Below are 24,057 nucleotides of genomic sequence, written 5' to 3'. Positions count from 1 at the left end.
CGCCGCCTCCTCAGGACGAAGCGGCAGCCGCGGCCGCGCGCCTTGCCCGGATCGCCTTCTTCACCGCGTCACCGGCCCACTCGTCGCGGGCGATCTCCTTGGCGCGCGCGTTCATCTCGCGCTTGTCGCCGTTGAAGACCTTGTGCAGCGAGTGCGACCGCACCGAGGAGATCCCGAGAACTTTGGTCCGCTCCACCGTGAGCACGCCACGAGCCTCAAGCCGCGCCATCACGTCCCGCCGCACGTGCCTGCGCAGCAGCAGCGCGGCCCCGGCGAGCGCGTGCTCGACCGACGAGGCGTCCGCGCGCACGCCACCGGCCACCTCGTCGAGGAACAGGAGCATCAGGTCTTCGGGCAGCATGTCCCCACAACGCGCGAAGGGCGCCGGACGTTGAACGTCCGGCGCCCTTCTTCAGCGAGCGGAGGATACGGGATTTGAACCCGTGAGGGGGTGAACCCAACACGATTTCCAGTCGTGCGCACTAGGCCGCTATGCGAATCCTCCGTGGAGAACCTTACCGGACGGGTGTTCCGGGGCCCAAAACGGGGGTCGCCGAAAAAAGTTCGGCGACCGTGTCGATCTGGCGGGTGCCCGCTCGTCGTGATCCCGTAAGACCGGACCGAGGAGGGCAAACGTGAAGTACATGCTGTTGATCTACGCGGCCTCTGACCAGCAGGCGAGCTGCACCGTCGAGGACTGGATCGCCTACGAGAAGGAGATGAAGGACGCGGGCGTCCTGGTCTCCGGCCACTCCCTGGCGGACCTCGTCACCGCCACCACCGTCCAGGTCGGACCGGACGGCAGGCGCAGCGTCACCGACGGACCGTTCGCGGAGACCCGGGAGGTGCTCGGCGGCTACGACATCATCGACGTGCCCGACCTCGACGCCGCGCTGGAGTGGGCCGCGAAGTGCCCTGGGTCGCGGGACGGCGGGGCCGTGGTGGTCAGGCCGATCGCCGAGTTCGACTTCTGAGCCGATGAACGTCGAGCAGGTGTTCCGGGAGGAGCGCGGCCGGCTGCTCGCCACCCTGGTCAAGCGCTTCGGCGACCTCGACCTGGCCGAGGAGGTCACCTCCGACGCCATCGAGGCGGCGCTGCGGCACTGGCCGGTGGACGGGGTGCCGGACCGGCCCGGCGCGTGGTTGCTCACGACCGCGCGCCGCAAGGCCGTCGACCGGTTGCGGCGGGATCAGGTGCACGCGGCGCGGCTCGCGATCCTCCAGGTCGAGGTGGATCGGGCGGATCCGCCGGTGGGTGACTCGCTGCCGGACGAGCGGCTGGAGTTGTTCTTCACGTGCGCGCATCCCGCGCTCGCGGAGGAGGATCGCGGCGCGCTCGTGTTGCGGTGTCTGGCCGGGTTCACGACGCCCGAGGTCGCGCGGGCCTACCTGGTGCCGGTTCCGACCATGCAGCAACGGATCGTGCGCGCGAAGAAGAAGATCAGCCAAGCGCGCATCCCGTTCCGCGTGCCGGATCCGCACGAGCTCCCGGAACGCCTGCCCGGCGTGCTGCAGGCCGTCTACTCGATCTTCACCGAGGGGTACGCGGCGCAGCGCGGCGATCTCGCCGAGGAGGCCGTCAGGCTGGCCAGGATCCTGCTCGGGCTGCTGCCCGAACGGGAGGTCGCCGGGCTGCTGGCGTTGATGTTGCTGATCCACGCCCGCAGAAACGCCCGCGGTGAGCTGCTGGAGGACCAGGACCGGCAGCTCTGGGACCGCGACATGATCGCCGAGGGCACCGCATTGGCCGAACGCGCGTTGACGGGCGGATACGGCCCGTACGGCGTGCAGGCGGCCATCAACGCGTTGCACGACGAGGCGCCGGACTTCGCCGGCACCGACTGGCCGCAGATCGTGGCCCTCTACGACGTGCTGGCGAAGCTCGCGCCGTCGCCGGTCGTCGCGCTGAACAGGGCGGCCGCGATCGCCATGCGCGACGGGGCCGCGGCCGGGCTCGCACTGCTCGACGCGCTGTCCGGCGAACCCCGGCTGCGCGACTACCACCCGTACCGCGCGGCGAGGGCGGACCTGCTGCACCGCCTGGGCCGCGACGCCGAGGCCGCGCAGGCCTACCGCGACGCCATCGCACTCGCGGGCACCGACTCCGAACAGGACTTCCTGCGCCGCAGGCTGGCGGCCGTCGAGGAGCAATCATGATCATGAAGTGGCTGGAGACCGAACGCCTGGGCGTCGCGGACCTCCTCGAAGACCTGACCGACGACGAGTGGCAGCGTGAAACGCTCTGCACCGGCTGGACCATGCAGACGATGGCCGCACACCTGACCACGTCCACCCGCACCGGTTGGAGTGACGTGCTGAGCGGCATCGTGAAGGCGCGTTTCGACTGGGAACGCATGGAGGACCTGAAAGCCCGCGCGCTCGCCGCCCGATTCACCCGGTCGGAGTTGATCGCGCAGATCCGCGAGACGGCGGCCTCGCCGAAGCGCGCCCCGATGGCGTCCCCGATCGACCCGCTGGTCGACTTCCTGGTCCACGGCCAGGACATCGCCCGCCCGCTGGGCCGCGTCCGCGTGATGCCGCCCGAACCCGCCCAGGCCGCGCTCGACCACGTGCTGAAGAGCCCGTTCTGGGGTGCTCGCAAGCGTTTCCGAGACACCGGAATTCCCGCTCTTCCGGCTCCTGAGCTGCTGCTTCTCGCCACGGGCCGCAAGTTGTCCACAGGTGGGGACAACACTGTGGGCAACTCGAACAAACGTTCGAAGTAGATCGTTCGCTACACTTGCGTCGGACCTCGTGCGGCACACATCTCGCGAACCTCCCCAGGGCCGGAAGGCAGCAAGGATAAGCGGGCTCTGGTGGGTGCACGGGGTCCCCTTTTTGTGTCGGGGTCCACCGGTACTGTTCCGGGCGTGGCGCTCGCTCTGTATCGCAAGTACCGTCCGGCCACGTTCTCCGAGGTCGTTGGCCAGGAGCACGTGACCGACCCGCTGCGCGTCGCCCTGTCGGCAGGCCGGGTGAACCACGCGTACCTCTTCAGCGGCCCGCGCGGCTGCGGCAAGACGTCGTCGGCCCGCATCCTCGCCCGCTCGCTGAACTGCGTGAAGGGCCCCACGCCCGACCCGTGCGGCGAGTGCAACAGCTGCATCGGCCTCGCCCCCAACGGCACGGGCAGCGTCGACGTCGTCGAACTCGACGCCGCCTCGCACGGCGGTGTCGAAGACGCACGCGAACTCCGCGACAAGGCCTTCTACGCCCCGGCCGAGGCCAAGTACCGCGTCTTCATCATCGACGAGGCGCACATGGTCACGACGCAGGGCTTCAACGCCCTGCTGAAGATCGTGGAAGAGCCGCCGGACCACCTGATCTTCATCTTCGCCACCACGGAACCGGACAAGGTCCTCCCGACCATCCGCTCCCGCACGCACCACTACCCGTTCCGCCTGATCCCGCCGGGCGTCATGCGCACCCTGCTGGAACGCAACTGCGCCGCAGAAGGCGTGGCCGTGGAACCGTCCGTCTTCCCGCTGGTGATCCGCGCGGGCGGCGGCTCGGCCCGCGACACCCAGTCCGTCATGGACCAGCTCCTCTCCGGCGCGGGCCCGGACGGCGTGAAGTACGAACGAGCCATCACCCTCCTGGGCGTGACCGACTCGGCCCTGATCAACGACGTCGTCGACGGCCTGGCCGCAGGCGACGGAGCCTCGGTCTTCGGCACCATCGACCGCCTCGTGGACGCAGGCCACGACCCCCGCCGCTTCGCCTCGGACCTCCTGGACCGCCTCCGCGACCTGGTCCTGCTCTGCGCGGTCCCGGACGCAGCAGACCGCAACCTGGTCAGCGCCCCGGAAGACGAAGTGGCCACCATGTCGGCCCAAGCGGAACGAATCGGCCCAGCAGCCCTGACCCGCTACGCCGAAATCGTCCACCAGGGCCTGGTGGACATGCGCGGAGCAACGGCCCCCCGCCTGCTCCTGGAACTCCTCGTCTCCCGAATGCTGCTCCCGTCAGTGAGCCAGTCGGAAGCAGCGCTACTCCAGCGCCTCGAACAGCTGGAACGCCGCCCCCCGGCCACCGTCGCAGCAGGCGGCGAAGCCCCCGCCGCCGCACTCCCCGCAGGCGCCCCGGTCTTCACCCGCCGCTCCCAACAACCGGCCGAACAGACCCAGCCCGCCGCACCAGCCGCGCCCGCAGCACCCGCAAGGCCGACGGCAGCACCTCAGGCGGCAGCCCCGGCACCGGTCGTTCAGGCTCAGGCCACCCCGACCCCCGCCGTGCAGCCCCAAGCCGCAGCTCCGGCACCCGCCGCGCAGCCCCAGGCGGCGGCTCCGACGCCAGCCGCTCCACAGGTAGTGGCCGCTCCGCCGGTAGAGGCGCCTCCCGCCACCACGGAGATGGACGCGACAGCGGTCCGCCGAATCTGGTCGGAACTGCTCGCAGCAGTCCGCGCGACCAGCCGAAGCACCGAGGCGATGCTGACCAACGCGATGGTCAGCGAGGTCGACGGCAACGTGGTCACGATCACCCACACCTCGGCCCCACTGGCCCGCCGCCTGGCAGAAGGCCGCAACACAGAGGCGATCGCCACCGCCCTGTCCTCGGTCCTGGGCGGCACCTGGCAGGTCCGCTGCACCCACGGCACCCCAGGCGCCACCCCACAGGCAACAACGCCACCCAAGGCGTCCCGCCCGGCCCCAACCCGCCCGAGCCAGGCGAACCAACCGACCCGCCCACAGCCAGAACCACAGCAGTCGCAAGCCCCGCGCCCACCGGCGGACGACGTCCCACCCCCGCCGGAGCCGCCAGAGCCCGACGACCCCCTCCCGCCGGAGCCGGACGACGAGGAAGCGATGCTGGCGGAGGCCGCCCGCCCAGCAGACCCGGACGCCGCCCCGGCGCCCCAGGCGAACGACCCGGAAACAGCGATGCTGAAACTCCTGGAAGACCAACTGGGAGCCCGCCCGTTGAAGAAGGCGTAACGCGACCGCTGGGCACGCCAACCGCACCGCGATGCCGAAGGCGAGCCGTCTTTCCTGGAACGGATCGGGTGGGGTGGCTTCGTCACGAGTCGTGCCACAGCTCTTGCTGCATCAGAGGAGGGGTGTCAAACCGCCACGCTTTTCGGCGGTTTGACACCCCTCCTCTGATGTGGCCCGCTCTTGGCTCGACTCGTGACGAAGCCACCCCACCAACGCAACCAAACTACGAAACCGCAAGCCGCCCAACACAAACAGGCGTGCCATCAACCCGCAGACGGCGCTGGCCCCGGCTTTTGATCAGATTGGCGGGGTCCGGGGCGGAGCCCCGCGCACGAAACAGGAACCCACCGCCGAAACGCGCCCACCCGCACAAACCCGCGCCCCAAAGCCCGTACGCTGGACAGAACGAACCCCCACCTGAGAGGACCAGCGGTGCAACCCGGTCAGTTCGACATGCAGGCCCTTCTCCAGCAGGCCCAGTCCATGCAGCAGCAGATGGCGGAAGCCCAGCAGCAGCTGGCCGAAACGCAGATCTCCGGCAACGCCGGCAACGGCCTGGTCACCGCAACGGTCACCGGCGGCGGCGAGCTCGTCGACATCACCATCGACCCGAAGATCGTCGACCCGGAGGACGTCGAAACCCTCCAGGACCTGGTGATCGCCGCCATCCGGGACGCCAACACCAAGGCGCAGCAGCTGGTCGAGCAGAAGCTCGGCCCGCTCGCCCAGGGTGGTCTCGGCGGACTGCTCGGCTAAGAAGGCCAGGAGATGTACGAGGGCCCGGTACAGGACCTGATCGACGAGCTGGGCCGGCTGCCCGGCGTCGGCCCGAAGAGCGCCCAGCGCATCGCCTTCCACCTGCTGGCAACGGAAGCCGCAGACATCGAGCGGCTCCAGCACGCACTGCAGAAGGTCAAGGAAGGCGTCGTGTTCTGCGACGTCTGCGGCAACGTGTCCGCCGAGACGACCTGCCGCATCTGCCGGGACCCGAAGCGCGACCTGAGTGTGGTCTGCGTGGTCGAGGAACCGAAGGACGTGCAGGCGATCGAGCGCACCAGGGAGTTCAAGGGGCGCTATCACGTGCTGGGTGGCGCGCTTGATCCGCTCAGCGGAATCGGCCCTGATCAGCTCAGGATCCGGCAGCTGCTGAACCGCATCGGGACGACGACGGACGGCGTCGACATCTCCGAGGTCATCATCGCCACGGACCCGAACACCGAGGGCGAGGCGACGGCCACCTACCTGGTCCGGATGCTCAGGGACTTCCCGGGGCTCACGGTCACGCGGCTCGCGAGCGGGCTGCCGATGGGCGGCGATCTCGAGTTCGCCGACGAACTGACGCTCGGGCGTGCGCTATCTGGTCGCCGGAGCATGTAGCGAAGGCCCCACCGCGGCTGGGCGAGACACGCCTGGTCGCGGTGGACGGCCCGTCAGGTGCCGGTAAGTCGACGTTCGCAAGGCGCCTCGCCGAAGAACTAGACGCCCAGCTCATCAGCACCGACCACTTCGCCACCTGGGACGACCCCACGACGAAGTGGTGGCCGAGGCTGCAAGCAGCACTCGACCAGATCGAGCAGAACAACCCCGCCACCTACCGGAAAACCGACTGGTCCCAAGGCTTTCCGTGCATTGAAGCGGGCGACGAGGTCAGCCTCACTCCACAAAGGACCATCATCCTGGAGGGATTTTCCAGTGCCAGGAAAGCGAACACCAGGACGAGCCTGACCATCTTCGTCGACTACGAAGACGAACAGGCCAGGCTGCACAGAGCCGTAGCAAGAGACGGCGAACACCAACGACAGCACTTCATCCGTTGGCAGCAGTACGAAAGAGGTTGGTTCGCCATCGACGAGACCAGGCAACGAGCCGACTACGTCGTCACGTCGAGCAGTTGAGCCCGCACGACCGAAGCCTCGGGCGTCCCGATAGCGACGAAGACGTCCAAAGCCGAAGCCCACTGCGTCCGAGCGGAAACCAAGTCGCCCAACGCGAACGAAGCGTCCCCGGCCAACTGCAACGCCCGCCCCAGCACCCACCGGTTGCCGGAGTCGGAACTGACGGCAGCAGCACGCAGAGCGCACTCCAGGGCGCCAGCAAAATCTGACGTGTCGAGGTGCGTGCGCCCGAGCACGAGCAGCACCTCCATCTCGGCCTGCCGGAACTGCGACCGCCCGGCCTCCACCAACGCCGAACTGGCCATCTCCATCGCGTCGTCGTACCGGCCCACCGCGCGATAGGACGAAGCCAGCCCGCGCCGAGCCGAGCAAACTCCCCACGAGTAACTGGTCTCCACGGCGATCGCCAACGCGGCCGAGTGCTCCGAAGCGGCTTCCGAATACCGACCGGCGCCTTCCAGGGCACGACCGAGCAGGTTCTTCGCGTCGCAGACGCTCTTCACGTTCTCCAGGTCCTGCGCGATCCGCATCGCCGCCGCCGCCTCGACGGCCGCCTCCTCGAACCGGCCGCGCATGATCAAGGTGATGGCCATGCCCTCGTGCTGCGTGTGGCCGAAGTTCCGGGCCGCCGCACGCTCGTAGAGGTCGCTCGCGCGCACGAAGTACGAAGCGCCGAGTTCGGGTTCGCCGCGATACGCGTAGACCTCGCCCAACGCGCGCATGGAGTTCGCCTGGGTGATCCACGAGTCGATGCGCGTGCCGACTTCCAACGCCTCCTCGAACGTCGCGGCGGCGCGCGCGAGGTGGCCGAGTTGCATGTAGACGCCGCCGAGGTTGAACAACGCGTTGGCGAGCACCTGCAAAGCGCCCATCTGGCGGGCGATCACCAGCGCGCGCTCCAGGTGGTCGGCCGCGTGTTCCAGTTCGCCCAGGTCGATGAGGACGCTGCCGGCGTTCGACAGCACGGCGGCCTCGGCCTCGGGCAGGACGATGTTCTCCTGCAACGCGATGGCTTGTTGGTAGTAGCCGAGTGCGTTGCGATGCTGCCCGGTCACCCAGTACAGCGTGCCCAGGGAGGACAGCATCGAGAGCTGGCCGAGTTCGTCGCGCGGTGCGCGGGCGCCGACGAGGCCGGCTTTGGCGGTCTCGCGCCACTCCGCCGTCAGACCCTGCGTGTAGAAGTAGCCGCGCAGGGCGTCGGCCAGCTGCCACGGCGCGTTCTCGGGGTCGCGTTCGACGGCGTGCGCGACCAGCGCCACCAGGTTCGCGCGCTCGACGTCGAGCCAGGTCAGGGCCTCGGTGGAGGTGCTGAACGGCCGCGGCACCACGCCGTCCAACGGAGCCGGGCGCGGGAAGCGGAACAGCGTCGACTTCATCGCGGCGGTGGCGTTGTCGACCGAGCGGACCGCCCAGTCCACCAGCCGCCGCAGCGCGAGTCGCGAATCCGCGCGGCCTTCCTCGAACGCCAGGCGCTCGGCCGCGTAGTCCCGCAGCAGGTCGTGGAACTGGTAGCGGGACGGCGCGTGGTTCGAGATCAGGTTCGCGGTGGCCAGCCGGTCGAGCCGGCGGCGAGCGTCCTGTGTGGTCAGTCCGGACAGCGCCGCCGCCATCTCGGGCGTGAAGTCGGTACCGGGCACCAAGGACAAGAGCCGGAACATCTGCGCGAGCTCGGGCTTCAACGCCGTGTAGGACAGGTCGAACGCCGCGTGCACCGCGACCCGTTCGTCGCCCTCGACGGCCAAGGCCGCGAGCCGGTTGCCCGCCCGGAGCTCCTCCACGTAGTCCGCGATGGACAGCTCCGGACGCGACACGAGGTTCGCGGCTGCGATACGCAAAGCCAATGGCAGATGGGCGCACAGCGACGCCAGTTCCAGCGCCGCGTCCTCTTGGGACGCCACCTCGTCGGCGCCGAGGATGCCCGCGAGCAACGACTTCGTCTCGTGCCAGTCGAGGACGTCGAGCCGCACGTTCGACGCCGCGTGCGACACGGCGAGGCCCCGCAGCGTGTCGCGTGAGGTCACGAGCACCGCGCACCCCGGCGAACCCGGCAGCAACGGCCTGATCTGCTCGGCCGACGACGCGTTGTCCAGCAACAACAGCACGCGCTGCCCGGTCAGAGTGGACCGGAACATCGCCTCCTGCTCGTCCTGGTCCAAAGGCACCTGGTCCGGCTCGGTCCCCAACGCGCGCAGGAACCGCGGCAGCACGTCCACCGCGCTCAACGGCGGCCCCGGCGCGTATCCGCGCAGGTTGACGTACAGCTGGCCGTCCGCGAAGTCCGCGCGCATCCGGTGCGCCGCGTGCACGGCCAGCGCCGTCTTGCCGACCCCGGGCGGCCCGGCCAGCGTGACCACCGGAACGCCCTGGGCGGTCCGCAGCAGCGCCACGATCAGCGACACCGCCTCGTCGCGGCCCACGAAGTCGGGGATGTCGGCCGGGAGCTGCGACGGGACGACCCGTTCCGGCTTCGCGGCCACCACCGGCGCACCCGAGGAGGCCGCGACCGAGTCGATCGACCCGGACAGGACCTGGCTGTGCACCCGCCGCAGCTCGTCGCCGGGGTCGATGCCCAGCTGGTCGCCGAGCAGCCGGGAAACGCGCTGGTAGGCGGCCAGCGCCTCGCTCTGCCGTCCCGAGCGGTACAGCGCGACCATCAGCTGCGCCCAGAACCGTTCGCGCAACGGGTGTTCGCTGGTCAGGCGGGACAGCTCGGCGACGAGTTCGCCGTGGCGGCCGAGTTCCAGATCGACCTCGACCCGGCGTTCCAGCACGTGCAGGCGGCGTTCGTCGAGCCGCGGCACCTCGTCGCGGTGCAGGACCTCCGACGGCACGTCGACCAGCGCCGGACCGCGCCACAGGCCGAGCGCGGTGGCGAACGCGGAGGAGGCGGCCTGGAGGTTTCCGGCGGCACGGGCCTGCTCGCCCTGCTCGATCAGCGGTTCGAAGCGCAGCAGGTCGATGTGCTTCTCGTCGACGTCGATCAGGTAGCCGTCCGGGACGGTCTTGATCGGAACAGACGGACCGAGCAGCTGTCTGAGACGCATCACATACGTTTGGAGGGTCGCGCGCGCACGCGCGGGAGGATCTACTCCCCACACGTTGCCGGCGAGCTCGTCCACGGAGACGGACGTGCCCGCGCGCAGCAGCAGAGACACCAGCAACGCACGTTGTCGACCGGCTCTGACCAGCAGTGGTTCGCCGTCGAGAAGGACTTGGAGGGGGCCGAGCACGCGGAACTCGACCGATCTGCTCATGCGACCTCCTCCGCGTGTCGTTGTTGTTTCTACAGCCTAGGAGAGCGTCCGACGCATCTGCCGTGCTCACGTTGGGTCAGCGGCCGTGCGCCGGACGTATCAGAATGCCTGGTCTAGTGGCCGGATCGTGACCTGAGTAACCCCGGAGGGGGTATGAACAACGGTTATGGTCGGCGACCACACCGTGAGATGTGCGGATTGTCCAAGGGGTGTTTGATGGTCCACTCAGTAACGGCTCGCCGCCGTTGGGTTGCCGCGATCGGCTTCCTCAGCGTCAGCGCGCTCGCCCTGTCCGGTTGCGCGCAATCCCAGCGCGACTCAGGCAGTGGCGGCAAGGAAGGCGGCACGCTGACTTTCGGCGCCGCCGGCGCGCCGAAGCTCTTCGACCCGTTCTACGCGACTGACGGCGAGACCTTCCGGGTCGCCCGCCAGATGTACGAGGGCCTGGTCGGCTTCAAGCCGGGTACCGCCGAGGTCGAGCCCGCGCTCGCCACGAAGTACGAGCCCTCCGCGGACGGCAAGACGTGGACGTTCACCCTCAAGGAGGGCGTGAAGTTCCACGACGACACGGACTTCAACGCCGAGGCCGTCTGCTTCAACTTCAACCGCTGGTACAACCAGAAGGGCGCCGGCCAGTCCGACGCCGTCTCGCAGTACTGGCTGGACAACTTCGGCGGGTTCGCGGGCACGCCCGACAAGCCCTCGCTGTTCAAGTCCTGCACGGCCAAGGACGCCAAGACCGCCGTGGTCGAGCTGAACGAGGTCACCTCGCAGTTCCCGTCGGTCCTCGGCTTCACGTCGTTCTCGATCTCCAGCCCCACGGCGCTGCAGAAGTACGACGCGGACAACGTCCAGGCCGCCGGTGACGCGTTCACCTTCCCGGCGTACGCGAACGAGCACCCGACCGGCACGGGCCCGTTCAAGTTCAGCAAGTACGACAAGGCCAACAACACCGTCGAGCTCGTCAAGAACGACGGCTACCACGGCACGAAGGCCAAGCTGGACAAGATCGTCTTCAAGATCATCCCGGACGAGACCGCCCGCAAGCAGGCGCTCAAGGCCGGCGACATCGACGGCTACGACCTGCCGAACGCGGCGGACTGGGCCGGTCTGAAGACCGACGGCTTCAACGTGGCGATCCGCCCGGCGTTCAACGTGTTCTACCTGGGCATCAACCAGAAGAACAACCCGAAGCTCGCCGACCTCAAGGTCCGTCAGGCGCTGCAGTACGCGATCAACCGCGAGCAGCTCGTCAAGTCGCAGCTGCCCGAGGGCGCCAAGGTCGCGACGCAGTTCATGCCGGACACCGTCAACGGCTACAACAAGGACCTGAAGCCCGTCGGCTACGACGTGAACAAGGCCAAGTCGCTGCTGGCCGAGGCCGGTGCCTCCGACCTGACGCTGAAGTTCTACTGGCCGTCCGAGGTCACGCGTCCGTACATGCCGTCCCCGAAGGACCTGTTCGGCGCCATCTCCGGTGACCTGCAGGCCGCCGGCATCAAGATCGACGTCGTCACCAAGCCGTGGAACGGTGGCTACCTGACCGACGTCGACGGCGGTATCCCGGACCTGTTCCTGCTCGGCTGGACCGGCGACAACGGCACGGCGCACAACTGGGTCGGCACGTTCTTCGGCCGCACCGACAACCGCTTCAACACCGGTGTGTCGCCGTGGGGCGCCACGCTCGCCGCGGACCTGGCCAAGGCCAACTCCGAGCCGAACGAGGCCGCTCGCACCAAGCTGTACGAAGAGATCAACAAGAAGATCATGGAAGAGGACCTTCCGGCGATCCCGATCTCGCACTCCCCGCCCGCGCTGGTGCTGAAGTCGGACATCAAGGGTCTCGTGCCCAGCCCGCTGACCGACGAGAAGTTCGGCCCGGTCTCCAAGGGCTGAGCCCGACCGGACGACTAGCTCCCACCACAAGAGAACAACGGGGTAGCTCAAGTGCTCCGCTACACCATTCGACGGCTGGTTCAGCTGGTCGGCGTGGTGCTGGTGCTCTCGCTGCTGCTCTTCTCCTGGTTGCGCGTACTCCCAGGAGGGCCGGTCTCGGCCCTCCTGGGAGATCGTTCTACTCCGGAGAAGGCGGCGGAGCTCACCAAGCAACTCGGCCTCGACGAACCGATCGTCCTGCAGTACTTCAAGTTCCTGGGTCGCGCGGCGACCGGCGACTTCGGCGTCTCCACCGGTGTCCAACCCGGTGACTCGGCGCTCGACATCTTCATCCAGCGGTTCCCCGCGACGCTCGAACTGAGCTTCTTCGCGATCCTCCTCGCGATCCTCGTCGGCGTTCCGCTCGGGTACCTCGCCGCGAAGCGTCGCGGCGGCCTCTTCGACAACCTCAGCGTCGTCGGCTCGCTCATCGGCGTCGCGGTGCCGGTGTTCTTCCTGGCCTTCGTGCTCAAGGGCGTCGCCTCGTCCGCGCTCGGCCTGCCCTCCAGCGGCCGTCAGGACGCCATCGACGCCACCCGCGTCACCGGCTTCTTCACGCTCGACGGGATCATCACCGGCGAGTGGGACGCGACGTTCAACGCGCTGGAACACCTGATCCTGCCGTCGATCGCGCTCGCCACGATCCCGTTCGCGGTGATCTTCCGGATCACCCGCGCGGCCGTGCTCGACGTGCTCGACGAGGACTTCGTGCGCACCGCCGAGTCGAAGGGCCTCACCGCTCCGGTGATCCGCCGCCGGCACGTGCTGCGCAACGCGATGCTCCCGGTCGTCACCACGATCGGTCTGCAGACCGGTGCCCTGCTGTCCGGTGCCGTGCTGACCGAGAAGGTGTTCGGCTTCCCCGGTGTCGGCGAGGCGCTCGCCATCGGGTTCGAACGGCGTGACTACCCGGTGCTGCTGTTGTTGATCATCATGGCCACGAGCGTCTACGTCGTGGTCAACCTGCTGGTCGACCTCTCGTACGCGCTCATCGACCCGCGCATCAGGACGAGGTGAGACCAGTGGCACTTGGTGTGAAGAGCAAGAAGGACAAGATCGACGGCCTCGCCGAGACCGCGGGCGTCTCGCTCGCGGCGAGCGCGTGGAAGCGGTTGAAGCGCAGCCCGGTGTTCCTCACCGGCGCGACGATCATCGGCATCTTCGTCGCGATCTCGCTGCTCTCGCCGTGGCTGGCACCGCACGACCCGTCCAGCCCGATGCTGATCGACCAGGTCATCAAGGCGCGCAACGAGATCCCGCCGTCCCAGCCGGGTCACCCGCTCGGCGGCGACCTGCAGGGCCGCGACTTCCTGTCGCGCCTGCTGATCGGCTCGCAGCAGACGTTGATCGTCGGCATCGGCGCGACGATCATCGGCCTCACCGGCGGCCTGATCCTGGGCACGCTCGCGGGCGCGCTCGGCGGCTGGGTCGACTCGATCGTCATGCGTGTCGTCGACGTCATGCTCTCGCTGCCGTCGCTGCTGCTGGCGTTCTCGATCGCGGCGATGTTCGCGCGGCCCAGTCAGTTCACCGTGATCCTCGCGGTGGCGATCGTGCAGATACCCGTGTTCGCGCGGTTGCTCAGAGGCTCGATGCTGGCGCAACGGCACAGCGACCACGTGCTGGCCGCGACCGCGCTGGGCGTGAAGAAGGGCGCGATCGTGTTCCGGCACATGCTGCCGAACTCGCTCGGCCCGGTGATCGTCCAGTCGACCCTGGTGCTCGCCACGGCGATCATCGAGGCGGCCGCGCTGTCGTTCCTCGGCCTCGGCAACCCGGACGACCGGATCCCGGAGTGGGGTCAGATGCTCGGCGACGTGCAGAAGGTGTTCGACACCCATCCGCAGCTCGCCGCGTACCCCGCCATCTGCATCATCATCGTCGCGCTCGGCTTCACGCTCATGGGCGAGACCCTGCGCGAAGCCCTCGACCCGAAGAACAGGCGGTGAGTCGTCGTGGCACTGCTCGAAGTACGTGACCTCTCCGTCGTGTTCCAGCGTCGTGGCGAGGAACCGTTCGCCGCGGTCGACGGCGTCAGCTTCGACGTGGAGCCCGGCCAGACGGTCGGGCTCGTCGGCGAGTCGGGCTGCGGCAAGTCGGTGACATCGTTGGCGATCATGGGTCTGCTGCCGAAGCGCGGTGCCAAGATCACCGGCACCGTGAAGTACGACGGCACCGACCTGCTGAAGCTGTCGGACAAGGAGATGCGCGACCGTCGCGGCCGCGATCTCGGCATGGTCTTCCAGGACCCGCTGTCGTCGCTCAACCCGGTCATCCCGATCGGCCTGCAGGTCACCGAGGTGCTCGAACGGCACCGCGGCCTGGCCCGCAAGGAAGCGATGATCGAGGCCAAGGACCTGCTCGACAAGGTCGGCATCCCGGACCCGAACCGCCGGCTCAAGGAGTACCCGCACCAGCTCTCCGGCGGCATGCGGCAGCGCGCGCTCATCGCGATCGCGCTCGCGTGCCGGCCGAAGCTGCTGATCGCGGACGAGCCGACGACGGCGCTGGACGTGACCATCCAGGCCCAGATCCTGACGTTGATGAAGGAACTGGTGCAGGACCTCGGCACCGCGCTCGTGATGATCACCCACGACCTGGGTGTCGTCGCGGGCCTGTGCGACGAGGTCAACGTGCTGTACGGCGGCAAGGTCGTCGAGAAGGCGCCGCGGCACCCGCTCTTCGCGGAGCCGCGCCACCCGTACACGCACGGCCTGCTGGCGTCGATCCCGCGCCTGGACGCCGGGAAGGGCGAGAAGCTCACGCCCATCAAGGGTTCCGTCGCGGACAACATCCCGTGGACGAGCGCGTGCGCGTTCGCTCCCCGGTGCCCGAACGCGCTGGACGTCTGCCGTGCGGAGACGCCGGCCGAGGAAGACCAGCTGGGCCGTCTGCTCCGCTGCCACAACCCGGTCGTGCCGGGAACTCCCGCCGCCGAGGAGGTGCCGGTATGAGCGAGACCCTGGTTTCCGTCCAGGACATGAAGGTGCACTTCCCGATCAAGCGGGGCGTGTTCTTCGACCGCACGGTCGGCCACGTCTACGCGGTGGACGGCGTCGACCTGGAGATCAAGCGCGGCGAGACCTACGGGCTCGTCGGCGAGTCGGGCTGCGGCAAGTCCACCCTCGGGCGGGCGATGCTGCGGCTCAACGAGCCCACCGCGGGCAAGATGATCTTCGACGGGCAGGACTTCTCGACCCTGAAGGGCGAGGAGCTGCGCAAGATGCGGCGCCGGATCCAGATGGTGTTCCAGGACCCGCTGTCGTCGCTCGATCCGCGTCAGTCGGTCGAGTCGATCCTGGTCGAGGGCCTGCGGGCGCACGGCCTGGACGAGGGCAAGGAGTCCACCGCCAAGAGGCTGCGCGAGCTCCTCACGGCCGTGGGTCTGCCGGTGTCCGCGCTGCGCAAGTACCCGCACGAGTTCTCCGGCGGTCAGCGGCAGCGCATCGGCATCGCGCGGGCGCTGGCGCTCAACCCGGACCTGATCGTCGCCGACGAGCCGGTGTCCGCGCTGGACGTGTCGGTGCAGGCCCAGGTCGTGAACCTGCTGGAGGAACTCCAGGAGCAGTTCGGCCTGACCTACCTGGTGATCGCGCACGACCTCGCCGTCGTGAAGCACATCTCCGACCGGGTCGGCGTGATGTACCTCGGCGGCCTGGTCGAGGAGGCCACCGCCGACGACCTCTACGCCGAGCCGCTGCACCCGTACACGCGGGCGCTGCTGTCGGCGATCCCGGTGCCCGACCCCGTGGTCGAGGACCGGCGCGAACGGATCCTGCTCGCGGGTGACCTGCCGTCGCCCGCGAACCCGCCGACCGGCTGCCGGTTCCACACCCGGTGCCCGTGGCGGCAGGCGACGAAGTGCGACACCGAACGGCCCGTGCTGCGCGAGCTCAAGCCGGGGCACAAGGTGGCGTGCCACTTCGCCGAGCAGATCCAGTCCGGCGAGATCCAGCCGCACGAGGTGAAGCCGACCCTGGTGGAGGAGGGCGACGGCCTGTCGCCCGACGTGCCGCTCGTCGGCCCGGCTTCGGTCACCGAGGCGCTGAACCCGTAAGACGCTGAACCCGTAAGAGCTGTCGTGAACGATCCGGGGCCACCTTTCGAGGTGGCCCCGGTCGTTTCTCCAGGGCTTTCCGCTGTCCTCGTGTGATGGACAGTCGTGGCTCGATCCTTCTCCGCGCGGCGGAGATCGCGTCCGTCGACGGCCTCGAAGGCGTCACGATCGGACGGCTCGCCATCGAGCTCGGCATGAGCAAGAGCGGGGTGTTCTCGCACTTCGGCGCGAAGGAAGAACTTCAGATCTCGACCGTGCACACGGCGGCGGAGATCTTCGCGAACGAGGTCGTGGTCCCCGGTGGCACGGTGCTCGACCTGGCCGACCGCTGGCTCGACTACTCGAAGCGCCGCGTGTTCCCCGGCGGCTGCTTCTTCGTCGTCACGCGGTCGGAGTTCGCGGCCAGACCAGGCCGCGTGCGTGACGCGTTGATGCTCTTCAACCTGCGCTGGATCTCACTGCTGGAACGGCTGTGCGGCGATGCCCAGCTGGCGTTCGAGGTGGACGCCCTGCTGTCGGCCGCGGATCGGTTCGCGGTGCTCTACGACGACGCCTCGGCGTACGAGAGAGTGCGGTTGGCGTTGCGCGCACGGATCGCCATGCCGACCGGGATCGAGATGAGCGTGGCGACACCGAACGACAGCAGCATCGCGAGCCACGCCTCGTCCACCAGCTGACCACCGATGTAGCCGACGGTCGCGGGGTAGAGGCTCCACAGCGCCGACCCGAGCGCGGCCACCGGCACGAACCGCCGCAGCGGCCACTTCAGCGCCCCCGTCAGCAGCGCCCCGACGATGCCGCCCGCCGGCAGGAACCGCGCGGCGATCAGGATCGTCTCGCCCTTGGACGCGAGCTGGTCGGCCGTCCACACGACCATGGAGCGCGCCTTGGCGTTCTTGTTGACCTTGTCGAGGGCCCGCATGCCCATCCGGCGGCCTGCGGTAAAGTTGATCAAGTCGCTGACCAGGCAACCCGCCGCGGCGACGAGCACGACGAGGTAGAGCGGCACCTCACCGGACGCGGCCAGGACACCGGCGCCGATGAGCACGGCCTCCGTCGGTGCCAGCGGCACGACGGCGACCAGGAACAGCACTACGAGGCTGGCTGCGGTGCTCATGATCGGTGAACGTACGTGACCCAGGTGAACAATCCCGGCCAGGGGCTTTCTTCAGCGCGTCTACAGGATCCGGTGTCGATCTAGGCTGGCGTCCGTGCCGTTCACCCTCGCGCACCCGGCGGCGGTGCTGCCGTTGCGCCGCTGGTTCTGGTTTCCGGGACTGGTCGCGGGGGCCGTCGCGCCGGACGTCGGCTACTACCTGCCGCTCGTGCCGACGCACAACGTCCTGGGCGCATCCCTGGCTGCGGTGGTGTTGTTGCTGGTCGGACGGCTGTTGCTGCCTTCGCTGATGGCGTCGGCGCCGACGTTCGTGCGAACTCGGGTGTCTCGGCCGGGAGACTTCCGGCGGCCGTTCATGCGCGCGCTGTCCATTGTGGTCGGCGTGCTCACGCATCTGCTGTGGGACGCCTTCACGCAGACGGACGGTTTGTTCGTGCGGCGGTGGGAGTGGCTGGACCTCTCGGTAGTCGGCCCGCACCGGCTCTACAACGTGATCGGATACACGTCGTCGCTCGGCGGGATGATCTTGCTGGTCTGGATGGCTGCCCGCTGTCCGAAAGGGCACGACTGGCCGGGGTGGACCGGGGCGGCGCGGCGCTGGATCTGGGCCCTCGGCGGGGCGGTCGCGGTCGTCGGCGCCCTCTGGTCGTTGTCCGATCCTGTCAGCCAGATCAGCGCATACGACTGGGTCCGGCGCCTTCTACTGGGTGTGATCCAGGGCACGGGTGTCGCGGTGGTCGCGCACGCCGTCGGGTGGCGGGTCCGCCAGTCGCGCCGCGACTGCCGTTGACCTGCCGATTCGGTCGCCCCTACCTTCCGAACTCAATTGGAAAGCTTCTTAACCAATCCTTCGAGCCGCCGCCCCTTGCCCAGGAGGAACGAAGTGATCAGAAAACACACCCGGACGGGTGTCGCGTTGGCTCTCCTCGCGCTGGTGGCCCCACAGCTCGTGGGGTCCGGCACGGCCAACGCGGCTGACTCGCTGCTGTCCGCCAACAAACCCACCACCGTCTCGTCCGTCGAGGCCGAGACCTTCGGCGGCGCCAACGCCGTCGACGGGAACTCGTCCACCCGCTGGGCGAGCCTCGAGGGCGTCGATCCGCAGTGGATCGCCGTCGACCTCGGCGGCAACGCCACCATCTCCAAGGTCAAGATCAACTGGGAGGCGGCGTACGCCTCCGAGTACAAGATCCAGACGTCGAGCGACGGGTCGTCGTGGAGCACCAAGAAGACCCTCACCGGTCAGAACGGCGGTGTCGACGAGACGGCGCTCTCGGCGGCGGGCCGGTACGTGCGGATCTACGGCACCAAGCGCGGCACGGCCTACGGCTACTCGCTCTTCGACCTGGAGGTCTGGGGCTCGAACCCCAACGGTGACACCACGGCGCCGACCGCGCCGTCCGGGCTCACCGCGACCGCGACCACGTCGAACTCGGTCAGTCTCCAGTGGACGGCCGCGACCGACAACGTCGGCGTGACGGGCTACGACGTGCTGCGCAACGGCAGCGTCGTCGGCTCCCCGACCGGCACCACGTTCACCGACACGGGCCTCGCGTCGGGCACGCAGTTCACCTACACCGTCAAGGCCCGGGACGCGGCCGGCAACCTCGGCCCGGCGAGCAACTCGGTGCAGGCGACCACCAAGCCCGCGGCGCCCGGCGACACCATCACCGTCGTCGCCGCCGGCGACATCGCGTCGCTGACCAACACCGAGCACTACGAGACGGCGAAGCTGATCGACCAGATCAAGCCGAACCACGTCCTCACGGTCGGCGACAACCAGTACGACAGCGGCACGATCGCGGAGTTCAAGGCCCACTACGACAAGTCGTGGGGCAAGTACAAGAACATCACCCACCCCGCGACCGGCAACCACGAGTGGGAGGACAACCTCAACGGGTACAAGGCGTACTTCGGCACCCAGGCCTACCCGCAGGGCAAGCCGTACTACAGCTGGGAAGCGGGCGACTTCCACTTCGTGTCGTTCGACTCCCAGAAGCTGTACGACACCGGCAGCGACTCGACCCAGCTCAACTGGCTGAAGGCCGACCTCGCCGCGAACACCAAGAAGTGCGTCGTCGGCTACTGGCACCACCCGCGGTTCAACTCGGGCGAGTACGGCGACAAGTCCGTCATGGCCCCGCTGTGGAACGCGTTCGCGGACGCCAAGGCCGATCTGGTGCTCAGCGGTCACGACCACCACTACGAGCGGCTCAAGCCGTTGAACAAGAGCGGTTCGGTGGACGAGGCCAACGGCATGCGCGCCGCGATCATCGGCATCGGCGGTGACTACCTCTACTCCAACGTCAAGCCGCGCACGGGCGTGGAGAAGTGGTTCGCGGACTCGCACGGCGTCGTGAAGTTCACCCTGTCCGGCACTTCCTACTCGTGGGAGGTCATCGACACCGCGGGCAAGGTGCGCGACAAGGCCGGTCCTTACACCTGTCGTTGATCGCATCTGGCTGTTGATCGGAGGCCGTCGTGTACATCGCAACCGCTAGGCAGGCTCCGGCGTCCGGTGGCACCGGCAGGATCGCGGGGAACGTTCTCGCGCTGGGCGCGGTGTCCCTGCTCACGGACGTCTCGTCCGAGATGGTGACCGCCATCCTGCCGCTCTACCTCGTGCTGGGGCTGGGGTTCTCCCCGCTGCAGTTCGGTGTGCTCGACGGCATCTACACCGGTGTGACAGCACTCGTTCGCGTTGCCGGTGGTCACGCGGCGGACCGCTGGCAACGGCGCAAGTTCGTCGCCGGACTCGGGTACGGGATCTCGGCGCTGGGCAAGCTCGGTCTGCTCGCCGCCGGGACCTCGGCCACCGCGATGGGGCTCGTGCTGGCCGGGGACCGGACCGGCAAGGGCTTGCGCACCGCGCCGAGGGACGCGCTGATCACGTTGAGCAGCGAGCCCTCGGCGCTCGGACGTGCCTTCGGTGTCCACCGTGCCATGGACACCGTCGGCGCGTTCCTCGGACCGCTGCTGGCGTTCTGTCTCCTGTGGACGCTCCCGGCACGGTACGACGTGGTGTTCGTGGTGAGCTTCTGCTTCGCCGCACTGGGTTTTCTGGTTCTCGTGCTGTTCGTGCGGGATCACCGGGACGTGCTGCCACGCGTCGCGGTGTCGCTGCGATCGGCGTTCGGACTGTTGCGCTCCAGGCCGTTCCGGCGGGTCTGCCTGGTCGCGTGCGGGCTCGGGTTCCTGACGCTGGGCGACGGGTTCGTCTACCTGCTGCTCCAGAAGAAGCTCGACGTGGAGCTCGCCTACATCGCACTGCTGCCCCTCGGCACGGCCGGCGTGTACCTGCTCGCCGCCGTGCCGCTCGGGTCCCTCGCCGACCGCGTCGGGAGGTGGCGGATCTTCCTGGCCGGGCACCTGGCGCTCGGCGGCGCGTACGTGCTGCTCGCCGGGGCGTCCGGGATTTCTTTGCTGGTCGGGGTTCTGGTGTTGCACGGGCTGTTCTACGCGTGCACCGACGGCGTGCTGATGGCCGTCGCCGGGCCGATGATCCCCGACGAACTGCGCACATCCGGTCTGGCCCTGCTGCAGACCGGGCAGGTGCTCGCCCGGGCCGCCTCTTCCGTGCTGTTCGGCGCACTGTGGACGTGGTTCGCGTGGTGAGGGCCCTGATCGTCATCGCCGCCGTGATCGTGCTGGGCGCGGGTGCGACCGCCTACGCCCTGCGCGCTCCGGAGCAGGTCTCCGTCGCGGTGGAGGCCGGTCCGGTCGAGCTGTCGTCCGGTCGGCTGATGTTCGTGGACGAGGCGAGCGGCAAGGTCGCGTCCGTGCCGTTGAACTCGCCCGACGGTCCGCGCAGGGTGAGTTCGTTGTCCTGCAAGCGCTTCTACACCGCGGCCGGACAGGGCTTCTGCCTCGCGGACGCCTCCGGTCCGCTTCCGGGCGCCTCGGCCGTGTGGGTCGACCGGGGCCTGGCCGAACGTCGCCGGGTGGAGGTGGACGGCGTCCCGAACCGCGCCAAGCTGTCGGCGGACGGCCGGATGGCGTCGTGGACGACGTTCGTGACCGGCGACTCGTACGCCCAGGCCGGCACGTTCTCGACGCGGACCGCGATCTTCGACCAGGAGACCGAGGTCTACTCCAGCAACATCGAGGGCACGCGCGTCGCCGGCATGAAGACGACCAACGACATGAACTGGTGGGGCGTCACGTTCGCCCCCGACGACCGGACCTACTACGCGACCCTCAGCACCGGCGGCAAGACGTACCTGGTGCAGGGCGACTCGGTGGACGAGTCCGCGAAGACGTTGCGGGAGAACGCCGAATGCCCGTCGCTGTCACCGGACGGCAAGCGGGTGGCGTTCAAGAAGCGCGTGCCGGGCGACGGCGCGCGGCCGTGGCGGCAGCACGTGCTGGACCTGACCACGATGGTGGAGACACCGCTGGCCGAGACCCGTGGGATCGACGACCAGGTCGTGTGGCTCGACAACGACACCATCGCCTACGGCCTGCCGGGAGAGGGCATCTGGGCCGTGCAAGCGAACGGGGAGGGCGCGCCGCGGCAGTTGGTGCCGCACGCGTCCTCCCCGTCGGTTGTCTCCTAGCGGTTGGCCCGGTTGACGGCGCTCACGATCGCGCGGAACGACGCCGCGACCGTGGACGAGTCGATGCCCACGCCCCACAGCACGCGGTCGCCGACAGCGCACTCGAGGTAGGCGGCCGCGCGGGCGTCGTCACCGGCGGACAGCGCGTGCTCGGCGTAGTCCAGCACCCGCACGTCGTACCCGACCGACGCGAGCGCGTCGACGAACGCCGCGATGGGCCCGTTGCCCGACCCCGTGATCTCCTGCTGGTCGCCGTCGATCAGCAGCGTCGCGGTGATCTCCTCGCGCCCGCTGCCGTCCGAACTCGCCTTGTGCTTCAACAGGTACAGCGGCACCCGGCCGTGCAGGTACTCCTCCGCGAAGGCGTCCCACATCTCCTTCGGGTTGATCTCGCCGCCCTGCGTGTCGGTGACCTCCTGGATCACCTTCGAGAACTCGATCTGCAACCGGCGCGGCAGGTCCAGGTGGTGCTCCTGCTTCATCAGGTAGGCCACACCGCCCTTGCCGGACTGCGAGTTGACCCGGATGACGGCCTCGTAGTTGCGCCCGACGTCCTTGGGGTCGATCGGCAGGTAGGGGACCTCCCACTGGAAGTCGTCCACGTGCGTCCCGGCCTCCTTGGCGTCGGCCTCCAACGCCTCGAAGCCCTTCTTGATCGCGTCCTGGTGGCTCCCCGAGAACGCCGTGAACACCAGGTCACCGCCGTACGGGTGCCGCTCGGGCACCGGCAGCTGGTTGCAGTACTCGACCGTCCGCCGCACCTCGTCGATGTCGCTGAAGTCGATCTGCGGGTCGATCCCCTGGCTGAACATGTTCATCGCCAGCGTCACCAGGCAAACGTTGCCGGTCCGCTCCCCGTTGCCGAACAGGCACCCTTCGATCCGGTCGGCCCCGGCGAGGTACCCCAGCTCAGCGGCGGCAACGCCCGTTCCCCGGTCGTTGTGCGGGTGCAGGCTCAGAATGATGGCCTCGCGGTTGGCCAGGTTCCGCGACATCCACTCGATGGAGTCCGCGTACACGTTCGGCGTGGCCATCTCGACCGTCGCAGGCAGGTTGATGATCAACGGCCGCTCGGGCGTCGGCGCGATGATCTCCTGCACCGCGTTGCACACCTCGAGCGCGTAGCTCAACTCCGTCCCCGTGTACGACTCCGGCGAGTACTCGTACCGGAACTCGGTCTCGGGGTAGTCCTTCTCCTGCGCCTTGGCAAACCGCGCCGCGTCGGTGGCGATCTTCTTGATGCCGTCCCGGTCCGACCGGAACACCACCCGCCGCTGCAACACCGACGTCGAGTTGTAGAAGTGCACGATCGCCTTGTTCGCCCCGCGCAACGACTCGAACGTCCGCGCGATCAGCTCTTCACGACACTGCGTCAGCACCTGGATCGTCACGTCGTCCGGGACAGCCCCGTCCTCGATGATCTCCCGAACGAAGTCGAAGTCCGTCTGGCTCGCCGCCGGGAACCCGACCTCGATCTCCTTGAAGCCCATCCGCACCAGCAGGTCGAACATCTTCCGCTTGCGAGCGGGCGACATGGGGTCGATCAACGCCTGGTTGCCGTCCCGCAGATCCACCGCACACCACAGCGGCGCGGTGTCCGCCCGCTTGGTGGGCCAAGTGCGGTCAGGCAGGTCGACAACCTCGACTACCTCGTGAAACGGCCGGTACCGATGAAACGGCATGCTGCTGCCCAGCTGCCGATTCCACGACTGCTGCCCCTCAGGCGCCTTGCGGGAGGGCTTGCGAATCCGACTCGAGCCAGAGCTGTAAGCATCCGGCGAATCAGAACTGACAGTGGTGAATGCCTCGTTGGAGGTCATGGTCCTCGTACTCCTGCGGGTCGCTGCTCGGGAACGACCGGCGGCAACGCTGAATCCCGCGACGGGGGGCCGGTCTGATCAGACCCCGTCACGGCAGCGAAGCAGGAGGGAACGCCACACGCCGAACAGCCTAGCCACACTCCGGGCCCGGATGGAACTCGACGACCGGATCGTGGGACAAACGGGCACCCACGCCCCAAGCCGGCCACGCACGCAACCGCACTCGCCAACGCAACGGCACCATGCACGCAAGCCCGGCGCGCGCACGCAACCGGCGGCCACCAACGCACGCCAACCACCTACGAGACCTGGCGTGGCGAAGCGAAGCGAGCCCGACCGGGCTGAAGGCCGCGAATGCATCCAGCTAGAGGCTCAAGGTCAAGCCCCAATCGCAACCCCGCTCTTCGTCACGACCCGCGCGCCCACCCTCGCAAGGTGACGGAACCCCAGGTACGCAACCAACCCCGCCCCAACAGGACCCGGCCA

Annotated in this window: 18 protein-coding genes, 1 tRNA gene, 1 other RNA gene and 2 pseudogenes; 17 read left to right on the top strand and 5 right to left on the bottom strand. The window is 68.6% G+C overall.

Annotation, left to right across the window (positions count from 1 at the left end):
* Nucleotides 1–10: 10 nt before the first annotated feature.
* Both JNUCC0626_RS31895 and JNUCC0626_RS31890 read right to left on the bottom strand, forming a co-directional pair.
* Nucleotides 11–361, bottom strand: a complete 351-nt coding sequence (locus JNUCC0626_RS31895) for a hypothetical protein (RefSeq protein ID WP_394614467.1) — start codon at nt 359–361, stop codon at nt 11–13.
* A gap of 59 nt (nt 362–420) precedes the next feature.
* A tRNA-Ser gene (locus JNUCC0626_RS31890) sits at nt 421–505 on the bottom strand.
* 130 nt (nt 506–635) lie between these two features.
* On the opposite strand from JNUCC0626_RS31890, the gene JNUCC0626_RS31885 reads away from it, so the two are divergent.
* The 8 genes from JNUCC0626_RS31885 (at nt 636) to JNUCC0626_RS31850 (ending at nt 6,832) form a co-directional block, all read left to right on the top strand.
* A complete protein-coding gene (locus tag JNUCC0626_RS31885; protein ID WP_394614466.1) occupies nt 636–974 on the top strand; it encodes a YciI family protein in 339 nt (112 codons plus the stop codon).
* Between the two features lie 4 nt (nt 975–978).
* Entirely contained in the window at nt 979–2,157 is a 1,179-nt protein-coding gene (locus tag JNUCC0626_RS31880; RefSeq protein ID WP_394614465.1) for an RNA polymerase sigma factor, read from the top strand.
* Nucleotides 2,154–2,726, top strand: a complete 573-nt coding sequence (locus JNUCC0626_RS31875; protein WP_394614464.1) for a maleylpyruvate isomerase family mycothiol-dependent enzyme — start codon at nt 2,154–2,156, stop codon at nt 2,724–2,726. Before JNUCC0626_RS31880 ends, JNUCC0626_RS31875 begins: the two co-directional genes overlap by 4 nt.
* Before the next feature lie 17 nt (nt 2,727–2,743).
* Nucleotides 2,744–2,840, top strand: an RNA gene (gene ffs / locus JNUCC0626_RS31870) — signal recognition particle sRNA small type.
* Nucleotides 2,841–2,870: 30 nt separating this feature from the next.
* Nucleotides 2,871–4,937, top strand: coding sequence for a DNA polymerase III subunit gamma and tau (locus JNUCC0626_RS31865; RefSeq protein WP_394614463.1), 2,067 nt, complete (start codon nt 2,871–2,873; stop codon nt 4,935–4,937).
* A 453-nt stretch (nt 4,938–5,390) separates the two neighbouring features.
* Nucleotides 5,391–5,693: a YbaB/EbfC family nucleoid-associated protein gene (locus JNUCC0626_RS31860; protein WP_285637543.1), complete on the top strand. Its 303-nt coding sequence runs from the start codon at nt 5,391–5,393 to the stop codon at nt 5,691–5,693.
* A gap of 12 nt (nt 5,694–5,705) precedes the next feature.
* Entirely contained in the window at nt 5,706–6,314 is a 609-nt protein-coding gene (gene recR, locus JNUCC0626_RS31855) for a recombination mediator RecR (RefSeq protein ID WP_394614462.1), read from the top strand.
* Nucleotides 6,315–6,355: 41 nt separating this feature from the next.
* Nucleotides 6,356–6,832: a uridine kinase family protein gene (locus JNUCC0626_RS31850; protein WP_394614461.1), complete on the top strand. Its 477-nt coding sequence runs from the start codon at nt 6,356–6,358 to the stop codon at nt 6,830–6,832.
* On the opposite strand, the gene JNUCC0626_RS31845 is transcribed toward JNUCC0626_RS31850, so the two are convergent.
* Nucleotides 6,808–10,086 carry an AfsR/SARP family transcriptional regulator gene (locus tag JNUCC0626_RS31845; RefSeq protein ID WP_394614460.1) on the bottom strand — a complete coding sequence of 1,093 codons (3,279 nt, stop codon included), beginning with the start codon at nt 10,084–10,086 and terminating at the stop codon, nt 6,808–6,810. The two genes, JNUCC0626_RS31850 and JNUCC0626_RS31845, sit on opposite strands and share 25 nt — an antisense overlap.
* A 216-nt stretch (nt 10,087–10,302) precedes the next feature.
* Between JNUCC0626_RS31845 and JNUCC0626_RS31840 the strand changes: the two genes are divergently transcribed.
* The 6 genes from JNUCC0626_RS31840 to JNUCC0626_RS31815 all read left to right on the top strand — a co-directional run bounded on the left by JNUCC0626_RS31840 (nt 10,303) and on the right by JNUCC0626_RS31815 (nt 16,755).
* Nucleotides 10,303–11,982: an ABC transporter substrate-binding protein gene (locus JNUCC0626_RS31840; protein WP_394614459.1), complete on the top strand. Its 1,680-nt coding sequence runs from the start codon at nt 10,303–10,305 to the stop codon at nt 11,980–11,982.
* Between the two features lie 51 nt (nt 11,983–12,033).
* Nucleotides 12,034–13,038, top strand: a complete 1,005-nt coding sequence (locus JNUCC0626_RS31835; protein WP_394614458.1) for an ABC transporter permease — start codon at nt 12,034–12,036, stop codon at nt 13,036–13,038.
* Between the two features lie 5 nt (nt 13,039–13,043).
* The gene (locus JNUCC0626_RS31830) at nt 13,044–13,970 is read left to right on the top strand and encodes an ABC transporter permease (RefSeq protein ID WP_394614457.1); all 927 of its coding nucleotides are present in this window, start codon (nt 13,044–13,046) and stop codon (nt 13,968–13,970) included.
* Nucleotides 13,971–13,976: 6 nt separating this feature from the next.
* Nucleotides 13,977–14,975, top strand: a complete 999-nt coding sequence (locus JNUCC0626_RS31825; RefSeq protein WP_394614456.1) for an ABC transporter ATP-binding protein — start codon at nt 13,977–13,979, stop codon at nt 14,973–14,975.
* Nucleotides 14,972–16,078, top strand: a complete 1,107-nt coding sequence (locus JNUCC0626_RS31820; RefSeq protein ID WP_394614455.1) for an ABC transporter ATP-binding protein — start codon at nt 14,972–14,974, stop codon at nt 16,076–16,078. The genes JNUCC0626_RS31825 and JNUCC0626_RS31820 overlap by 4 nt, the downstream gene beginning before the upstream one ends.
* Before the next feature lie 95 nt (nt 16,079–16,173).
* Nucleotides 16,174–16,755, top strand: a complete 582-nt coding sequence (locus JNUCC0626_RS31815; protein ID WP_394614454.1) for a TetR/AcrR family transcriptional regulator — start codon at nt 16,174–16,176, stop codon at nt 16,753–16,755.
* Nucleotides 16,756–16,775: 20 nt separating this feature from the next.
* Here the strand turns inward: JNUCC0626_RS31815 and JNUCC0626_RS31810 are convergent.
* Nucleotides 16,776–17,195, bottom strand: a pseudogene (locus JNUCC0626_RS31810) (DedA family protein); the annotation flags it as partial.
* A 94-nt stretch (nt 17,196–17,289) separates the two neighbouring features.
* Here JNUCC0626_RS31810 and JNUCC0626_RS31805 point away from each other — a divergent pair.
* The 3 genes and pseudogenes from JNUCC0626_RS31805 to JNUCC0626_RS31795 form a co-directional block, all read left to right on the top strand.
* Nucleotides 17,290–17,985 carry a DUF4184 family protein gene (locus tag JNUCC0626_RS31805; protein ID WP_394614453.1) on the top strand — a complete coding sequence of 232 codons (696 nt, stop codon included), beginning with the start codon at nt 17,290–17,292 and terminating at the stop codon, nt 17,983–17,985.
* Between the two features lie 93 nt (nt 17,986–18,078).
* Complete coding sequence (locus tag JNUCC0626_RS31800) at nt 18,079–19,647, top strand: discoidin domain-containing protein (RefSeq protein ID WP_394614452.1); 1,569 nt, start codon at nt 18,079–18,081, stop codon at nt 19,645–19,647.
* Nucleotides 19,648–19,676: 29 nt separating this feature from the next.
* Nucleotides 19,677–20,881, top strand: a pseudogene (locus tag JNUCC0626_RS31795) (MFS transporter); the annotation flags it as partial.
* Between the two features lie 866 nt (nt 20,882–21,747).
* Here JNUCC0626_RS31795 and leuA read toward each other — a convergent pair.
* Nucleotides 21,748–23,571: a 2-isopropylmalate synthase gene (leuA, locus tag JNUCC0626_RS31790; RefSeq protein ID WP_394614451.1), complete on the bottom strand. Its 1,824-nt coding sequence runs from the start codon at nt 23,569–23,571 to the stop codon at nt 21,748–21,750.
* Nucleotides 23,572–24,057: the final 486 nt, after the last annotated feature.

The sequence above is a fragment of the Lentzea sp. JNUCC 0626 genome, assembly GCF_043632865.1.
Taxonomy (GTDB): Bacteria; Actinomycetota; Actinomycetes; order Mycobacteriales; family Pseudonocardiaceae; genus Lentzea.
The sequence above is the reverse complement of the archived record's forward strand: the minus strand, read 5'-3'. Positions and strand labels throughout refer to the sequence as shown.

Excerpts from the sequence above, each read along its gene's own strand:
- JNUCC0626_RS31895 (WP_394614467.1), bottom strand. The coding sequence starts at position 361 with ATGCTGCCCGAAGACCTGATGCTCCTGTTCCTCGACGAGGTGGCCGGT.
- JNUCC0626_RS31880 (WP_394614465.1), top strand. The coding sequence starts at position 979 with ATGAACGTCGAGCAGGTGTTCCGGGAGGAGCGCGGCCGGCTGCTCGCC.
- JNUCC0626_RS31875 (WP_394614464.1), top strand. The coding sequence starts at position 2,154 with ATGATCATGAAGTGGCTGGAGACCGAACGCCTGGGCGTCGCGGACCTC.
- JNUCC0626_RS31860 (WP_285637543.1), top strand. The coding sequence starts at position 5,391 with ATGCAGGCCCTTCTCCAGCAGGCCCAGTCCATGCAGCAGCAGATGGCG.
- recR (WP_394614462.1), top strand. The coding sequence starts at position 5,706 with ATGTACGAGGGCCCGGTACAGGACCTGATCGACGAGCTGGGCCGGCTG.
- JNUCC0626_RS31845 (WP_394614460.1), bottom strand. The coding sequence starts at position 10,086 with ATGAGCAGATCGGTCGAGTTCCGCGTGCTCGGCCCCCTCCAAGTCCTT.
- JNUCC0626_RS31840 (WP_394614459.1), top strand. The coding sequence starts at position 10,303 with ATGGTCCACTCAGTAACGGCTCGCCGCCGTTGGGTTGCCGCGATCGGC.
- JNUCC0626_RS31820 (WP_394614455.1), top strand. The coding sequence starts at position 14,972 with ATGAGCGAGACCCTGGTTTCCGTCCAGGACATGAAGGTGCACTTCCCG.
- JNUCC0626_RS31815 (WP_394614454.1), top strand. The coding sequence starts at position 16,174 with ATGGACAGTCGTGGCTCGATCCTTCTCCGCGCGGCGGAGATCGCGTCC.
- leuA (WP_394614451.1), bottom strand. The coding sequence starts at position 23,571 with ATGACCTCCAACGAGGCATTCACCACTGTCAGTTCTGATTCGCCGGAT.